Genomic DNA, 14,240 nt, shown 5'->3' with positions numbered 1-14,240 from the left:
TCCCATTTTTTGGGGCCGCTGCGCGACCCAACGGGGGCAAGCCCCCTCGCCACAAAATTCCCTCACTGCAAAGTACTCATCGCTGCATTACAAGCGACCGTGAAACGCCGCCGCAAAAATCTCCGAAACTCCCGCCTTGGTAAGCGGCAACGGATTCCCACCCGCCGACGGATCGACCACCGCCATATCGGCGATCAACTCGGCCTGCTTGTCATCCACCCCCAGCTCGGACAGGGTGTGCGGCACGGCGATGTCCTTGCGCAGTTTGAGGACGAAGGCCATGAAACCGTCGAAGTCGGGTTTGGGCAGTTGCAGATACGCGGCCAGGCGGACGATGCGTTCTTCGATGGCCGGGCGATTGAATTTCAGGACATAGGGCATCAGCGTGGCGTTGGTCATGCCGTGATGGGTGTCGTACAGCGCGCCGATGGGATGGGCCAGGGCATGCATGCCGCCCAGTCCCTTCTGGAAAGCGGTGGCGCCCATCGCGGCGGCGGCCAGCATGTTGGCGCGGGCGTCGAGATCGTCCGGGGTATGTACGGCACGCACCAGCGCGTGCTTCACCAGGCGCATGCCTTCCACCGCGATGCCGTCGGCCAGCGGATGAAAGCCGGGTGCGCAGTAGGCTTCCAGGCAATGCGACAGCGCATCCATGCCGGTACCGGCGGTAACTTTCGGCGGCATGCCGACGGTCAGCGCCGGGTCGCTGATGACCACCCGGGGCATCATTTTCGGGTGAAAGATGATGCGTTTGGTGTGGGTGCGATCGTCGATGATCACCGCCGCGCGGCCCACTTCCGAGCCGGTGCCCGCCGTGGTCGGCACCGCGATGATCGGGGCGATGCCTTTTTCATCGGCACGGGTCCAGTAGTCGCCGATGTCCTCGAAATCCCATACCGGGCGGGTCTGGCCGCTCATGAAGGCGATCAGTTTGCCCATGTCCAGGCCACTGCCGCCGCCGAAAGCCACCACGCCGTCGTGATTGCCGGCTCGCCAGGCCGTAAGCCCGCCGGCCAGATTGGCCTCCACCGGGTTGGGCTTGAGATCGCAGAACAGCTCGGCTCCCAACCCCGCACCGCGCAAGGCCTCCAGCGCTGCGGTGGTGATCGGCGCCTTGCCCAGGCCACTGTCGGTGACCAGCAAGGGTCGCTGGATGCCCTGGCTGCGGCAGATCTCGGCCAGCTCGCTGATGCGCCCGACGCCGAAGCGGATGCTTGTGGGGTAGTTCCAGTTTCCCTTCAGGCTCATGGTTCAGATCTCGTGGCGCAAATGGAAGGATTTGGCGCGGGTCAGGTGTTCGTAGCCCAGGCTCGACAGAGTCACGCCGCGCCCGCTGTTCTTCATCCCGGTCCAGGCCAGCGCCGGGTCCAGGTAGTCGCAGCGGTTCATGAACAGGGTGCCGGTGTCGACCCGGTTGCCCAGGCGTTCGGCGGCGGCGAGGTCCGAGGTCCAGATCGAGGCGCTGAGGCCGAATTCGCTATCGTTCATCAGGGCCACCGCTTCGTCATCTCCGCTGACCGGCATGATGCCGACCACTGGACCGAAGCTTTCATCGCGCATCACCGACATTTGATGGGTGACGTTGACCAGCACCTGCGGCGCCAGGTAGGCGCTGCCCGAGACGTCGGGGGCGAAGGCCTGGGGCTCGATCAGCGCCTTGGCGCCCTGGGCCAGCGCGTCGGCGATCTGCTTGCGAACGAAGTCCGCCGCGCCGGGATTGATCAGCGGGCCGAGGGTCGTGGCTTCGTCCAGCGGATTGCCCAGCACGTACTGGCGGGTGAAGGAGGCGAAGCGTTCGATGAATTGCGGATAGAGGGACTGATCGACGTAGATGCGTTCGATGGCGCAGCAGCTTTGCCCGGAGTTGAAGAAGCTGCCGTCCACCAGGTTTTCCACGGCGTATTCGAGGTTGGCGTCGGCCCGCACGTAAGCCGGGTCCTTGCCGCCGAGTTCCAGGCCCAGGCCGAGGAATCTGCCGGTGGCGGCCCTTTCCATGGCTTTGCCTGCGGGCACGGAGCCGGTGAAATTCACCTGATGCACACGACCTGATCCGATGATCGCGCCGGTCTGCTCGTGGCTCAGCAGCAGGTTCTGGAACAGCCCTTCGGGCAGGCGCGCACGGCGGAAGGCTTCGGCGAAACGCTCACCGACCAGCAGGGTTTGCGAGGCGTGCTTGAGCAGGACGCTGTTGCCCGCCATCAGCGCCGGGATGATGGTGTTGACCGCCGTGAGGTAGGGGTAATTCCACGGCGCGACCACCAGCACCGTGCCCAGCGGATCGCGCTGGATATGCCGGCGGAAACCGGCGATGGGTGTCGGCTCGACGTTAGCCAGCGCCTGCGGCGCGATGGCGATCATGTGCCGGGCGCGCTCCTGGAAACCGCGCAGTTCGCCGGCGCCATAACGCACCGGACGGCCCATCTGCCAGGCCAGTTCCGGGACGATGTCGTCCTTCATCGCCAGCATCGCGTCCACCGCGGCGCTGCAATAGGCCGCGCGTTCGCTCAGAGGTCTGAGTTTCCATTGCGCCTGGGCGCTGGTGGCCGCCGTCAGCGCCTGTTCGATCTGCCCGGCATCGGCGTACGGGCGCTCGGCATAGATCCGGCCATCGACCGGCGAGATGAGTTGAATCGTTGCAGTCATGATTGCCCAACCCTGGAGTGATCAATAACGCTCGAAGCCGCGCTGCAGTTCCCAGTCAGTGACCCGCCGGTCGTACTCTTTCTGCTCCCATTCGGCGGTGTGCACGTAGTGGTCGACCACTTCATCGCCGAAGGCCTCGCGCAACATGGCCGAGCCCTTCAAGGCGGCGCTGGCGTCGCGCAGGGTCTTGGACACTTCGGGCAGCTCTTCATTGGCGTAGGCGTCGCCCTCGTAGGGCGGGTCGAGGCTGAGTTTCTCGTCGATGCCCGCCAGCCCCGCGGCAATCAGCGCGGCGAAGGCCAGGTAAGGGTTGAGATCGGCGCCACCGATGCGGCATTCGATGCGAATCGATTTGCTCTCTTCGGCGCACAGGCGGAAACCGGCGGTGCGGTTGTCGCGGCTCCAGACCGCCCTGGTAGGGGCGAAGGTGCCGGCCTGGAAGCGCTTGTAGGAATTGATGTAGGGCGCGAGGAAACAGGTGATGTCGTCGGCGTACTTGAGCTGCCCGGCCACCCAGGAGCGCATCAGTTTCGACATGCCGAACTCGGCTTTGGCGTCAAAGAACAGTGGCTTCTTGCCGTTCTTGTCCCACAGCGAATTGTGGATGTGGCTGCTGGAACCGGCGGCGTCGTAACGCCACTTGGCCATGAAGGTGATCGACTTGCCTTGCAGCTGCGCGATCTCCTTGCAGGCGTGCTTGATGAGTACGTGATGGTCGGCCATGGTCATGGCGTCGGCGTAGCGGATGTTGATCTCTTCCTGGCCCGGGCCCCATTCGCCCTTGGAGTTTTCCACGGGAATCCCGCAGGCCTGCAGGTGCTTGCGAATCGCCCGCATCACCGGTTCCTCGCGGGTGGTCTGCAGGATGTTGTAGTCCTCGATGTAGTGGCCGGCGGTTTTCGGCTTGTAGTAGTTGCGCTTGTGGATGGCTTCGTAGCTTTCGTCGAACAGGTAGAACTCCAGTTCCGAGGCGAACATGCCCTTGTAGCCGCGTTCGCGCAGGCGTTCCACCTGTCTTTTGAGGATCGCTCGCGGGCTGTGGGGCAGGTCCTGGCGATGGTGGTGATCGAGCACGTCGCACAGCACCAGGGCCGTGCATTCCAGCCAGGGCACCTTGCGCAGGGTGCTCATGTCGGGTTTGAGGACGAAGTCGCCGTAGCCTTTGCTCCAGCTCGCGGCGGCGTAGCCGGGCACCGGTTCCATGTCGATGTCGTCGGCCAGCAGGTAGTTGCAGCAGTGGGTTTCTTCGTAGCCTGAGTCGATGAAGAATTCGACCTGGAATCGCTTGCCGACCAGCCGGCCCTGCATGTCGACCATGCACACCAGAACGGTGTCGATTTCGCCGGAGACGGCGGCACGCTTGAGTTCGTCGAAACTGAGAAGAGGCTCGGTCATCGAGGCAAGTCCTGCGCAATGGGTTGGGGGCCTGTCTGAAATAGCCGTTGCAGACGCTCTCCAGAAACAACCCAAACCTGCAGATGCGAGCATCGTGAGCAATTGGCTGAACATAGCTTAGCCTACTGTCAATTATTGCAAGTTTTTGCTGATTCTGTGGGAGTGAACCTGCTTGCGATGAGAGCCTAGGCACCGCGGGCATTCAGACCGCCAGCGTCATCGTTGCCCACCATCGCGAGCATGCTCGCTCCTACAGTGATTCGGGATCGCCCATGGATTTTGTGTCAACCACAATACCTGTGGGAGCGGGCTTGCCCGCGAAGGCGGCCTGGTAGCCGACCTGATCTTTCGGGCATACCCAAACCCATTGTGGGAGCGAGCCTGCTCGCGATGAACGCCCAGACACCGAGGGCATTCAGAGAGCCAGCGTCATCGTTGACCACCATCGCGAGCATGCTCGCTCCTACAGTGGTTCGGGGGCGTCCACGGATTTTGTGTCCACCAACTCCTACAATGAAATGCGTTTACATGCTCGCGGAGTAGTTCACATGGCGAAGAAGAGAGATCACACCACGTACGAAAACCTGAAACGGACTTACCCGGATTTTCTGGATGCTGTCGAGGCGTTGGGGGCGAATGTTCGGCATGCGGGGCCACTGGATGAGTTGTCGGTGCAGTTGATTCAGCTGGGTGCCGCGGCGGCGGTTCGCTCGGAGGGGGCGGTGCATAGTCATGCGCGGCGGGCGCTGGAGGCGGGGGGGACGCCGGAGCAGGTTCGGCATGCGTTGATTGCGCTTACCAGCACCATCGGGTTCCCGACGGTCGTGGCGGCGGTCAGTTGGGCGGATGATGTGATTGGGGAGGGGAAGGCGACTTGAGTGTAGGTCGCCGGATCTGTAGCAGTCTGCGTTCGGCTGCGTAGCCGTCGTAAATTTGGGCACCCTGGTCTGTCAGGCAGATCCGGTACACAGGTTTTACGACCGCTTCGCAGCCGGACGCAGCCTCGCAAGCTCGACAGCTGCTACAGGTTCCGTGGGCTCAGTACTGCGCCCGCACCGCCAGCGTCACGGTGCGCGGATCGCCGTAGAAGTTGGTGCCCCACGATGCATCCACCCGGTCGTAGTACTTGCGGTCGAACAGGTTGTTGGCGGTCAGGGTGGTCGAGAGGTTTTCGTTGATCTTGTAGCCCACCTGCGCGGTGGCGATGGCATAGCCGCCTTGCTGGAATTTCACTTCACGCTGGTAGTAGGTGTCACTGACCGCGCGAACACCGCCGGCGACGCTGAAGTCCTTGAGCGGGCCGTCGCTGAATTCGTACTTGGTCCACAGGTTGAAGTTGTGCTTGGGCGTGATGGTGCTGAAGGTCTTGCCTTCGGAGCCGTCCTCGGCGTTCAGGTACTTGGTGGACGTGAAGGCGTAACCGGTGATGATGCTCCAGTTGTCGGTCAGGTTGCCGCTCAGCTCGGTTTCCCAGCCCTGGCTGCGCGCCTTGCCCTCGGACATGTAGGCGGCAATGCTGTTGTTGTATTCGGCGCGGTTTTCGTCGTAGATGCGGAACACCGCGATGCTGGCGTTCAGGCGTCCGTCGAAGAATTCGCGCTTGAGGCCGATCTCGTATTGCTCACCCTCACGCGGACCGATCGGCGTGTTGTCGGCGCCCAGTTCGCTCTGCGGCTTGAACACGCCGGTGTAGCTGGCGTAGGCCGACAGCTCGGGCGTGAGCTTGCCGATGATCGCGCCGTAGGGCACGACCTTGCGGTTGATGCTGGTGCTGGCGCTGCCGAAGTTGTTGAAGAAGGCGTTGGCGTTTTTCGCCTCGCTTTCGTACCAGGTCACGCGGCTGCCGCCGATCACGTCGAGCCAGTCGGTGACGTTGAGCTTGGCGCGGGTGTAGAGGCCGTACTGGTCGGATTTGGACCAGTTGCCGTTGTCCTTCACGTAGTCCTGTTTCGGGATGTCGATACTGCCCGGATCAAAGACATTGATCGGGAAGTAGTCGCCGCCACCGTAGGTGAAGTCCTTGTCCAGGTGCTGATATTCGGCGCCCACGGTGAATTCGTGGGTGCGGCCCAGGGCTTCGAAGGGGGTGGTGACGAAGCTGTCGGCGCCGATGGTCTTGATGTGGGTGTAGTAGTTGTAGGCCACGGCCCAGCTGTCGCCGGTGTCCGGATCGACCGCGCCGTCGGCCCAGGTGAAATTGCGCTTGGGGGTTTCGGCGTCGCGGTAGGTCAGGGTGGTCTTGAACTGGCCGCCGTTGTCCAGAGCGTGGTCGACTTCGGCGAAGGTTTCCCAGACTTTTTCGTTCAGTTCGTTCCACTTCGCATCGACGAAGGTCGAGCGCGGCACGTCCAGCAGCTTGCCGTTGGCATAGGCGGGCAAGCCGAAGGCCGGGGTGGAATGGTTCTGCTGATAGGCGCCGCCGACCGACAGGGTGGTGGCCGGATCCAGGTCGAATTCCAGGCGACCGTAAACCATCGGGCGTTCGTTCTGCGCGTAGTCGACAAAGGATTTGTTGTTCTCGTAGGCGGTGATGAAACGTCCGCGCACGTTGCCCTGTTCATTCAACGGACCGGTGACGTCCACCGAGGAACGGTAATGATCGTACGAGCCGGCCGCCAGTTCGCCGCCGATGGCGAATTGGCCAAGGGCGCGCTTGCGCACCACGTTGATCGTGCCGCCGGGTTCGCCCGCACCTTGGTACAGGCCGGACGGGCCGCGCAGCACTTCGATGCGGTCGTACATCGCCAGGTCGAATGAGGTGGCCATGTCGCCCTGGCCGGTGGGTTGCGAGACGCCGTCGACCTGCACCTGATCGACCAGGAAGCCGCGCATGTACACGTCGTTGAGGCTGGAACCGGAGTTGTAGGTCTTGATCGTCACCCCGGTCACCTGGCGCATGGCGTCCTGCAGGCTGTTCATGTTCTGGTCGTCCATGCGCTGGCGGGTGACCACCGACACCGATTGCGGGATGTCCTTGAGCTTGATGTTGCCCTTGCCGATGCTCACTTCGTTGGTGGTGTAGGAATGCGTGCCTTCGGTGGTCACGCCGAGCAGTTGGGCGTTGATCGCTGTCGCGCCCAGTTGCAACGCGCCGCTGTTGGCCGAGCGCACCAGGGTGTAGCTGGCATCGCTGCGCTGGACCATGTCCAGGCCGGTGCCGTTCAGCAGGCGGCTCAGCGCCTCGAGTGGCGAATAGGTGCCGGACAGGCCGGGGCTTTGCTGGCCGTCGGTAAGGGCCGGGTCGAAGGACAGGGCGATGCGACTGTCGGCGGCGAAGCGCGACAGGGTCTGCCCCAGCGGGCCGGCCGGGATCTGATAGCTGCGCACATCGCTGATGGCAGCCGGTTGCGCCGCCCACGCAGAGGCGCAGGTGCCGCCGATCAGCAGGCCGAAAAGGGTGTGGCGCAGGGGAGGAGCGAAGCGTGGGGCGCGTAAAACGGGCATTTGAGTCGTGATCCTGTCGGCAAGGGAAAGGGGTGTTTCTTCCCTTGCCAGCCGAGTGCGGAAAAAGTATCAGCCCCCGGCAAAAATATTTTTACCTGTAGGAGCGAGCACGCTCGCGATGGAGGACGGGACACCGCGGGGCGTCAGGTTTCCAGCGTCATCGTTGACCACCATCGCGAGCGTGCTCGCTCCTACAGAGGTGTTCAGGCGGGGGAAATGGTGAGCAAATAACCGCCCAGATGCGTGCTCACTTTGACCGGATAGGTCTGCACCAGCATGTTCAGCGCCTGGCGGTTGTCGTCCAGCGGAAACGCCCCGGAAACCCGCACTTTGGCCACCGCCGGATCGCAGCGCACCAGGCCATGGCGGTAACGCGCCAGTTCTTTCGCAAACTCTCCCAGCGGCATGCCGTCGGCCACCAGCATGCCTTCGCTCCAGGCGATCAGGGCGCTGTCGGCGGACTTTATCGGGCCGATGACAGAGGCAGAAAATGAAGTTTGCTGACCTGCACTCAAGATCATCGGCGTCGCCTGCGGGCGTTTGTACAGTTCGATCTGCACCCGACCCTCCAGCACCGCCAATCGGGTGACACCGTCGCCTTCGCGAACACTGAAACGGGTGCCCAGCGCCTGCATCAGGCCCTGTTCGGTGGAGACCCGGAACGGCCGGCCCGGCACCTGAATATCCGCCGCCGTCTGCACCAGGATTTCACCGCGACGCACGCGAATCAGGCGCTGTTGCGCATCGAAGTTCACGTCGACCGAGGTATCGGTATTGAGGGTCAGTTGACTGCCATCGGCGAGGGTCAACTCGCGACGCTCGCCAATCCCGGCGTGATAGTCGGCGGTCCAGCCCAGGCGCTCGTTCAACTGCCAGCCGATCCAGCCCGCCGGGGCCAGGGCCAGCAACGCGGCCAGGCGCCCGAGCATCGCCCGGCGTTGCGGGTTGTCGGGCCGGTCGAGTGCCGGCATCGCCAGTTCCGGCGGCAATCCGCCCAGCTTGCCCATCAGGGTCTCCGCACGCTGCCAGGCGAATTCGCATTCGCTGTTGCTGGCTCGCCACTGTTGCCATTGCAGCAGTTCACGCTCGCTCAGCGAGCCCTCGCTCAAGCGCATCAGCCACTCGGCAGCTTCTTCCAGGGCGACGGGGTTGATCTTCGAAGGGGCGTTCATGCTGGCGTCAACGTCAGGCACTGGACGAAGGCCTGCTTCATACAGCGTTTGACGGTTATCAGCGATACATCCAGCTTCGTCGCGATGTCGTGGTATTTCATCCCGCCGATCTGCGACAGCAGGAATGCGCGCTTGACCAGCACCGGCAGCGAATCGAGCATCGCATCGACTTCATGCAGGGTTTCCAGAATCAGGAAGCGTTGTTCGGGGGAGGGGGCCAGCGATTCGGGCATTTGCTCCAGCGCCGACAGATAGGCACGTTCCAGCGCCTGACGCTGATACCAATTGACGAGAATGCCCTTGGCCACGCAGGTCAGATAAGCCCGCGGCTCTGCAAGATCAGGCAGGGACTTGCCGGCGAGGATGCGCGTGAAGGTATCGTGCATCAGGTCTGCGGCATCCACGCGATTCCCCAGTTTTCGCTGAAGCCAGCCGTACAGCCAGCCTTGATGGTCGACGTACAGGGCTTCGACACAGCGAACGTGGTGCTGATAAACCGCAGACTGAAGGTCACTCATCGCGTCAATGCTTTTTCTAAGTGAGAATTATTAGCAATTGTAATGAGCGCTTTGCCTAACGGCAAGAGCCTCGCAGGGCGCCGGTTGTACAACAAGCTGTTACAGTCCGGTGATCACTGCTCCACGAGGCCCCGAATGCATTTGTCCGTCAGTAATGAAACGCTCTGGATCGATACGCCCCACGGTCGGCTGTTTGTCAGTCGCTGGTTCCCGCAAGAGGGTGTGGGCACTGCGGCGAAACCGCCCATCGTGCTTTTCCATGACTCGCTGGGATGCGTGGCCCTGTGGCGCGACTTCCCCGAGCAACTGTGCCGCGCGACCGGGCACGAAGTGATTGCCTATGACCGCCTCGGTTTCGGCCAATCCGATGCGTATCCCGGCACGCTGCCTCTGCACTTCATCCGCGATGAGGCCGCAGGGTTTTTCGGGCATTTGAAGGCGGCGTTGGGGATCGAAAATTTCATTGCCTTCGGGCACAGCGTTGGCGGGGCTATGGCGGCGGTGTGCGCGTCCCGGTACGGGCAGCAATGCACGGCCCTGATCACGGTGTCGGCGCAGGCGTTCGTCGAGGATCGCACCCTGGAAGGCATTCGAGTCGCCAAGGAGCAATTCGCACAGCCGGGACAGATGGGCAGGCTGGAGAAGTATCACGGCGCGAAAGCGCCCTGGGTGTTGGCCGCCTGGACAGAGACCTGGCTATCCCCGGCGTTCAGCGACTGGACGATCGAAAACACGGTCGACGCCATCAACTGCCCGTCGCTGGCCATTCATGGTCAGTACGATGAATACGGTTCGGACCTGCATCCCAAGCGCATCGCCCGGCTATCGACTGGCACGGGCGAGTATCTGATCGTGGACGATTGTCATCATGTGCCGCACCGCGAGGCCCCGGACAGGGTGCTCCCGGCGGTCAGTGAGTTCCTTGGCGCAGCGGCTCGATAACAGCCTGTCTTTCCGCCGCATGAAATGGCAGGGGACCCCCAAACGCCAACCGCAGGCGCTCGATGGTCTGCTCGATCGAAGGCCCCTGAATGCTCGGGGGCTCAAGGCTCTCGCCGAATTCACGCCAGACGTAAAGGGTCATTTCTGCGCCATCGGTCGATGTATGCGCATCGGCCCCCACGCCGAAACTCTTCAGCACGCGATAGCGATCGTCCTTGCAGAACAAGTCTTCGACCCAGCTGTAGACCGGGATGTAGTGAAAATGGATGGGGAAGCGCGGGTCATGGCCGAAGCGGCTGATGTAGAGCCATTTGGGTTGCAGTTCCGCTTGCAGAATTTTCTGCACGCGGGCCAGCAGCGGGCCCATTTCGATCAGCGCTTCTTCCGGCAAGTCGGACAACGAGCGGACAGGGTAACGAGTCCCCAGCACCAGATAGCCGGGAAGCTTTGACGACATGTGATGGTTGAGTATCCAGTGCTCGGTTTCATGGATGATGAATCGTGGCGCTATGTCCATGGGGTGTGTCCGTTGGTGGCTGGTGCAGATCTTCGGGGATTCGGATTGGTCTGTCGATCAGTCTGCGTGTATCGATTCTAGATCCAGATCTGCGTCATGCGAATAGCTTTTATTCAAGCAGCTCAGGAGACGCTCTGGCCTAAGGTTTATAGCCAAGGCTCAGAGCGCCGCACATCAGCCCTTGATGAACGCCAGCAGGTCCTGGTTGATCACCTCGGTGTGGGTGGTGCACATGCCGTGGGGCAGGCCCGGGTAGGTTTTCAGGGTGCCGCGCTTGAGCAGTTTGATGGTCAGTTGCGCGGAATCGGCGATCGGCACGATCTGGTCGTCTTCACCGTGAAGGACCAGGGTCGGCACTTCGATGGTTTTCAGGTCATCGGTGAAGTCGGTTTCCGAGAAGGCTTTGATGCAATCGTATTGCGCCTTGATCCCGCCGTTCATGCCCTGGCGCCACCAGTTGTCGATCACAGGCTGCGAGACCTTCGCGCCCGGGCGGTTGAAACCGTAGAACGGACCGGTGGGGAAGTCGCGATAGAACTGCGCGCGGTTGTCGGCCACGGCTTTGCGCAAGCCGTCGAAAACGTCCATGGGCAGGCCGCCGGGGTTTTTCGCGGTGCGCAGCATGATCGGTGGCACGGCGCCGATCAGCACCGCCTTGGCCACGCGGCCACGGCCGTGACGGGCGACGTAACGCGCCACTTCACCGCCACCGGTGGAGTGACCGATATGGATGGCGTTGGTGATGTTCAGGTGCGCCATCAGCTCAGCGACGTCGGCGGCGTAGGTGTCCATTTCGTTGCCGGTATCGGTCTGGGTCGAGCGGCCATGACCACGGCGATCGTGGGCGATGACACGGAAGCCCTTGCCGAGGAAGAACAGCATCTGCGCATCCCAGTCGTCGCTGGAAAGCGGCCAGCCGTGGTGGAACACGATTGGCTGTCCGCTGCCCCAGTCCTTGTAGAAAATCTGCGTGCCGTCCTTGACTGTGAAGGTGCCCGAGCCCTTGGTGTTGCCTTTGCCACCGGTGTTGCCGGTTGTGCTGGCGGCGGACGGGGCCTGATGCGCAGCAAGCGCCGGCACCGCCACGGCCAGGGCGGCAGCCATGGCACCGGTTGTAATCAGGCCACGACGGGAGGTTCCGCTGGTCTCATCAGTCATTTTTCAATACCCATTCGGTTCTGGAGGGAGCGCTCGCAAGGCTGGTGGCCTTGCATTCGGCGGCTGGGGAAAATTTATGGGTAAAGGAGGGGGCTGAATATCAGACATGGGTGTCTGGGGTTAACGCTTTGGTATAGACGCCTTGGGACGGGTTTTGCGGGATGATGCTCGCCGCTGGCAATTTGATTTATGCAAATGTAGCGTGCGGCCGATAACCTGTGGGAGCGGGCTTGCTCGCGAATGCGGTGATTCAGTCGACAGAGATGTTGCCTGGCACACCGCATTCGCAAGCAAGCCCGCTCCCACAGGTTTTGTGTTGCCCATCAACCACAAGGAAGAATCATGTACGTCAACTCATCGTCATCCTCATCCAGCGCCTTGATCGCCGCCTATTCCGCCGCCAGCAGCAAGACCTCCAATGCCCAGGGCAACGGTGCCAGCCAGGCGGCAGACGCGACGCAGAATGACGATTCGGTGAGTTTCTCCGGCACCGCCACCGATTACAGCGCGGCCATCGCCAGCAATGCGCCGTATTTTCCGGTGCGCGAGGGGATGAACGCCGATGCGCTGATCCTCGGCGCCGCCAAGCCCGGGGCAACCTCCAGCTCCAAGGACAAGACCTTCGCCGACGTCGCCCTTGATGCCCGCAAGCGCATGGACGAGAAGTACGCGCTGATGAAGGACAGCGGCAAGCCCTACGACAACAGCATGACCGATCGCAATTCGCTGATGGGCGATCTGGATCGGCGCTCGCTGTACGCCGTGGCCAGCAACGAAGGCGGTCAGTTCACCAAGGAAGAAATTGCTTCTGCGCAGGAGCTGATGCGCCAGCAGGCACAACTTGCCACCGGCTATTACGTGGGCCCCGAAGATCAGAAGAAGAACTGGCGCGACCCATTCGCCAACGACCCGGTCGGCCGAGCCAAGGCGGCGCTGAACTTCCTCGACAACATGAGCCCGGAAGAGAAATCCACCCCGCAGTGGCTGACCCAGCGCGCGACCATCCAAAATGCTCTCGACCAGGCCACCGCCGCCGATCCGGTTGAACTGGCGAAGAAGAAACAGCTGTATTTCCCGATCCTCGCCGAGATCCTGGAGAAGGGCACCAGTTGGTTCGACAAGAAAGAGTCGGATGATGAAGACAAATCCGCCGAATTGCTCAACCAGCTGAAAGCGGCCATCAAGTAACTCATGTACCGGCGTTCGTACGGCTCTGTAGGAGCGAAGCTTGCTCGCGAAGGCGGTGTATCAGTCAAAGCAAATGTTGACTGACCTGACGCCTCCGCGGGCAAGCCCTCTCCCACAGGGATTTGTGTCGGTCACAGATTTTTGAGTCGACAGAGGAATCTGTGGGAGCCGGGCCCGCGAAGGGGCCGGTACATTCAACAGCGTACTTAAAGCTTGGCCAGCAGCTTGCTCAACTCCCGTTTCGCCGCCTCGCCCGAATGCGCGCGTTCGAGCAATCCACGGGTCATGGATTTGTACATCTCCACCGCCTCGGGCGATGAGGTCACGCTGGCGATCCCGGTATGAATGTTGGGCAATTCGCCCAGGCGGTAGGGGCTGACCGCCACATAGCTGGTGTGGGGTTGTTCGAAGATCTGGAAGGTGGCGCTGGGCAGGGTTTCGTCGATCAGGTAGATGTTGAACCGCGAACCTTCGCTGCCGATCTGCTCGATCAAGTTTTCGACTTCGCGCCGGGCCAGCAACGCGCGCTCCATCCTGACGCTCGGCGGCAGATCAAGGCGACCCACCAGGCCGATGTGCAGATAGCGCTCGATCTGGCGCAGGCTGATGATCGATTGCACCTCGAACTTCTGCTTGGAGAAGGTCGCCTTACGCTCATTCAGAATCTCGAGGATCTGCGCCTGCATGGCTTCCTGGCTGGCGTCGAAATCCTTCGGCCGCGCCTCGTCGAGCATGGTCTTGAACAGATCGGTGTAGGCGGGGGAGGTCAGCAGGTAGGAGAACGGATCGAAGTACGACTGGATGCTCACCGAGCGCGCTTCGAGTTGGCGCATGCGCTCGAAATAGCCCAGGGCGTTGTCGAAGTATTCGGTATCGGAACCCAGCAGGCTGGTCAGGGACACCTTGAGCAACTGTGCCAGGCGATCCAGGGTTTCGAGTTTGACGATCTTGCCCAGCTCCAGGCGATATACCGCCGCACGGGAAATATCGAGTTTCTCCGCCACCTGGTCGGCGTTCAACTGGCGTCCGATGCGGTAGGCCCGAAGGCGTTCGCCGATGGCCTGGTAGTCGATTTGGCTCACTGCAACTCCGAAAGGCTGATGTCCATGGGGCGAAAGGGTAGCCCCGAAAGTATCCGGGCACCGTTTATGCGACTCAACCGAAGAATCTGTTGACCGCGAAACAACTTCGTTGTATCAATATTTAGACGAAATTATTCGTTCGTCTAAAAAATACAAAAACGGTGCGGCCATGTCCATGAGT

At 61.8% G+C, this 14,240-nt stretch carries 12 protein-coding genes; 3 read left to right on the top strand and 9 right to left on the bottom strand.

Features of this window, described 5'->3' with window-relative positions:
- Nucleotides 1–87: 87 nt before the first annotated feature.
- The 3 genes from K9857_RS08455 to K9857_RS08445 are packed head-to-tail and all read right to left on the bottom strand — an operon-like array spanning nt 88 to nt 4,038.
- Entirely contained in the window at nt 88–1,248 is a 1,161-nt protein-coding gene (locus K9857_RS08455) for an iron-containing alcohol dehydrogenase (protein ID WP_224534791.1), read from the bottom strand.
- A 3-nt stretch (nt 1,249–1,251) separates the two neighbouring features.
- Nucleotides 1,252–2,643 carry an aldehyde dehydrogenase family protein gene (locus tag K9857_RS08450; RefSeq protein WP_224534789.1) on the bottom strand — a complete coding sequence of 464 codons (1,392 nt, stop codon included), beginning with the start codon at nt 2,641–2,643 and terminating at the stop codon, nt 1,252–1,254.
- Nucleotides 2,644–2,664: 21 nt separating this feature from the next.
- Nucleotides 2,665–4,038: a glutamine synthetase family protein gene (locus K9857_RS08445; protein WP_224534788.1), complete on the bottom strand. Its 1,374-nt coding sequence runs from the start codon at nt 4,036–4,038 to the stop codon at nt 2,665–2,667.
- 548 nt (nt 4,039–4,586) lie between these two features.
- Between K9857_RS08445 and K9857_RS08440 the strand changes: the two genes are divergently transcribed.
- Entirely contained in the window at nt 4,587–4,916 is a 330-nt protein-coding gene (locus tag K9857_RS08440; RefSeq protein WP_224534786.1) for a carboxymuconolactone decarboxylase family protein, read from the top strand.
- A gap of 160 nt (nt 4,917–5,076) precedes the next feature.
- Here the strand turns inward: K9857_RS08440 and K9857_RS08435 are convergent, their stop codons facing one another.
- From K9857_RS08435 to K9857_RS08425, 3 genes are all read right to left on the bottom strand, one after another.
- Nucleotides 5,077–7,482, bottom strand: coding sequence for a TonB-dependent siderophore receptor (locus K9857_RS08435; protein ID WP_224534784.1), 2,406 nt, complete (start codon nt 7,480–7,482; stop codon nt 5,077–5,079).
- Between the two features lie 203 nt (nt 7,483–7,685).
- Nucleotides 7,686–8,654, bottom strand: a complete 969-nt coding sequence (locus tag K9857_RS08430) for a FecR domain-containing protein (protein WP_224534782.1) — start codon at nt 8,652–8,654, stop codon at nt 7,686–7,688.
- Nucleotides 8,651–9,172, bottom strand: coding sequence for a sigma-70 family RNA polymerase sigma factor (locus tag K9857_RS08425; protein WP_224534780.1), 522 nt, complete (start codon nt 9,170–9,172; stop codon nt 8,651–8,653). Before K9857_RS08425 ends, K9857_RS08430 begins: the two co-directional genes overlap by 4 nt.
- Nucleotides 9,173–9,307: 135 nt before the next feature.
- Here K9857_RS08425 and K9857_RS08420 point away from each other — a divergent pair, with 135 nt between their 5' ends.
- Nucleotides 9,308–10,114: an alpha/beta fold hydrolase gene (locus K9857_RS08420; protein ID WP_224534778.1), complete on the top strand. Its 807-nt coding sequence runs from the start codon at nt 9,308–9,310 to the stop codon at nt 10,112–10,114.
- On the opposite strand, the gene K9857_RS08415 is transcribed toward K9857_RS08420, so the two are convergent.
- Both K9857_RS08415 and K9857_RS08410 read right to left on the bottom strand, forming a co-directional pair.
- Nucleotides 10,083–10,631 carry an HIT family protein gene (locus K9857_RS08415; RefSeq protein ID WP_224534776.1) on the bottom strand — a complete coding sequence of 183 codons (549 nt, stop codon included), beginning with the start codon at nt 10,629–10,631 and terminating at the stop codon, nt 10,083–10,085. The genes K9857_RS08420 and K9857_RS08415 overlap by 32 nt on opposite strands.
- Nucleotides 10,632–10,805: 174 nt before the next feature.
- Nucleotides 10,806–11,789, bottom strand: a complete 984-nt coding sequence (locus K9857_RS08410; RefSeq protein ID WP_224534774.1) for an alpha/beta fold hydrolase — start codon at nt 11,787–11,789, stop codon at nt 10,806–10,808.
- A gap of 342 nt (nt 11,790–12,131) precedes the next feature.
- On the opposite strand from K9857_RS08410, the gene K9857_RS08405 reads away from it, so the two are divergent.
- Entirely contained in the window at nt 12,132–12,977 is an 846-nt protein-coding gene (locus K9857_RS08405) for a hypothetical protein (protein ID WP_224534772.1), read from the top strand.
- 206 nt (nt 12,978–13,183) lie between these two features.
- On the opposite strand, the gene K9857_RS08400 is transcribed toward K9857_RS08405, so the two are convergent.
- On the bottom strand, nt 13,184–14,059 hold the full coding sequence (locus K9857_RS08400; protein ID WP_224534770.1) for a helix-turn-helix domain-containing protein: 876 nt from the start codon (nt 14,057–14,059) through the stop codon (nt 13,184–13,186).
- Nucleotides 14,060–14,240: the final 181 nt, after the last annotated feature.

The organism is Pseudomonas sp. REP124, from assembly GCF_020164475.1.
Classification (GTDB): domain Bacteria; phylum Pseudomonadota; class Gammaproteobacteria; order Pseudomonadales; family Pseudomonadaceae; genus Aquipseudomonas.
The sequence above is the reverse complement of the archived record's forward strand: the minus strand, read 5'-3'. Positions and strand labels throughout refer to the sequence as shown.

What these genes read in the sequence shown, in the direction of transcription:
- K9857_RS08430 (WP_224534782.1), bottom strand. Translation starts at nt 8,654, where the DNA reads ATGAACGCCCCTTCGAAGATCAACCCCGTCGCCCTGGAAGAAGCTGCC.
- K9857_RS08425 (WP_224534780.1), bottom strand. Translation starts at nt 9,172, where the DNA reads ATGAGTGACCTTCAGTCTGCGGTTTATCAGCACCACGTTCGCTGTGTC.
- K9857_RS08445 (WP_224534788.1), bottom strand. Translation starts at nt 4,038, where the DNA reads ATGACCGAGCCTCTTCTCAGTTTCGACGAACTCAAGCGTGCCGCCGTC.
- K9857_RS08450 (WP_224534789.1), bottom strand. Translation starts at nt 2,643, where the DNA reads ATGACTGCAACGATTCAACTCATCTCGCCGGTCGATGGCCGGATCTAT.
- K9857_RS08405 (WP_224534772.1), top strand. Translation starts at nt 12,132, where the DNA reads ATGTACGTCAACTCATCGTCATCCTCATCCAGCGCCTTGATCGCCGCC.
- K9857_RS08410 (WP_224534774.1), bottom strand. Translation starts at nt 11,789, where the DNA reads ATGACTGATGAGACCAGCGGAACCTCCCGTCGTGGCCTGATTACAACC.
- K9857_RS08435 (WP_224534784.1), bottom strand. Translation starts at nt 7,482, where the DNA reads ATGCCCGTTTTACGCGCCCCACGCTTCGCTCCTCCCCTGCGCCACACC.
- K9857_RS08440 (WP_224534786.1), top strand. Translation starts at nt 4,587, where the DNA reads ATGGCGAAGAAGAGAGATCACACCACGTACGAAAACCTGAAACGGACT.
- K9857_RS08455 (WP_224534791.1), bottom strand. Translation starts at nt 1,248, where the DNA reads ATGAGCCTGAAGGGAAACTGGAACTACCCCACAAGCATCCGCTTCGGC.
- K9857_RS08420 (WP_224534778.1), top strand. Translation starts at nt 9,308, where the DNA reads ATGCATTTGTCCGTCAGTAATGAAACGCTCTGGATCGATACGCCCCAC.
- K9857_RS08415 (WP_224534776.1), bottom strand. Translation starts at nt 10,631, where the DNA reads ATGGACATAGCGCCACGATTCATCATCCATGAAACCGAGCACTGGATA.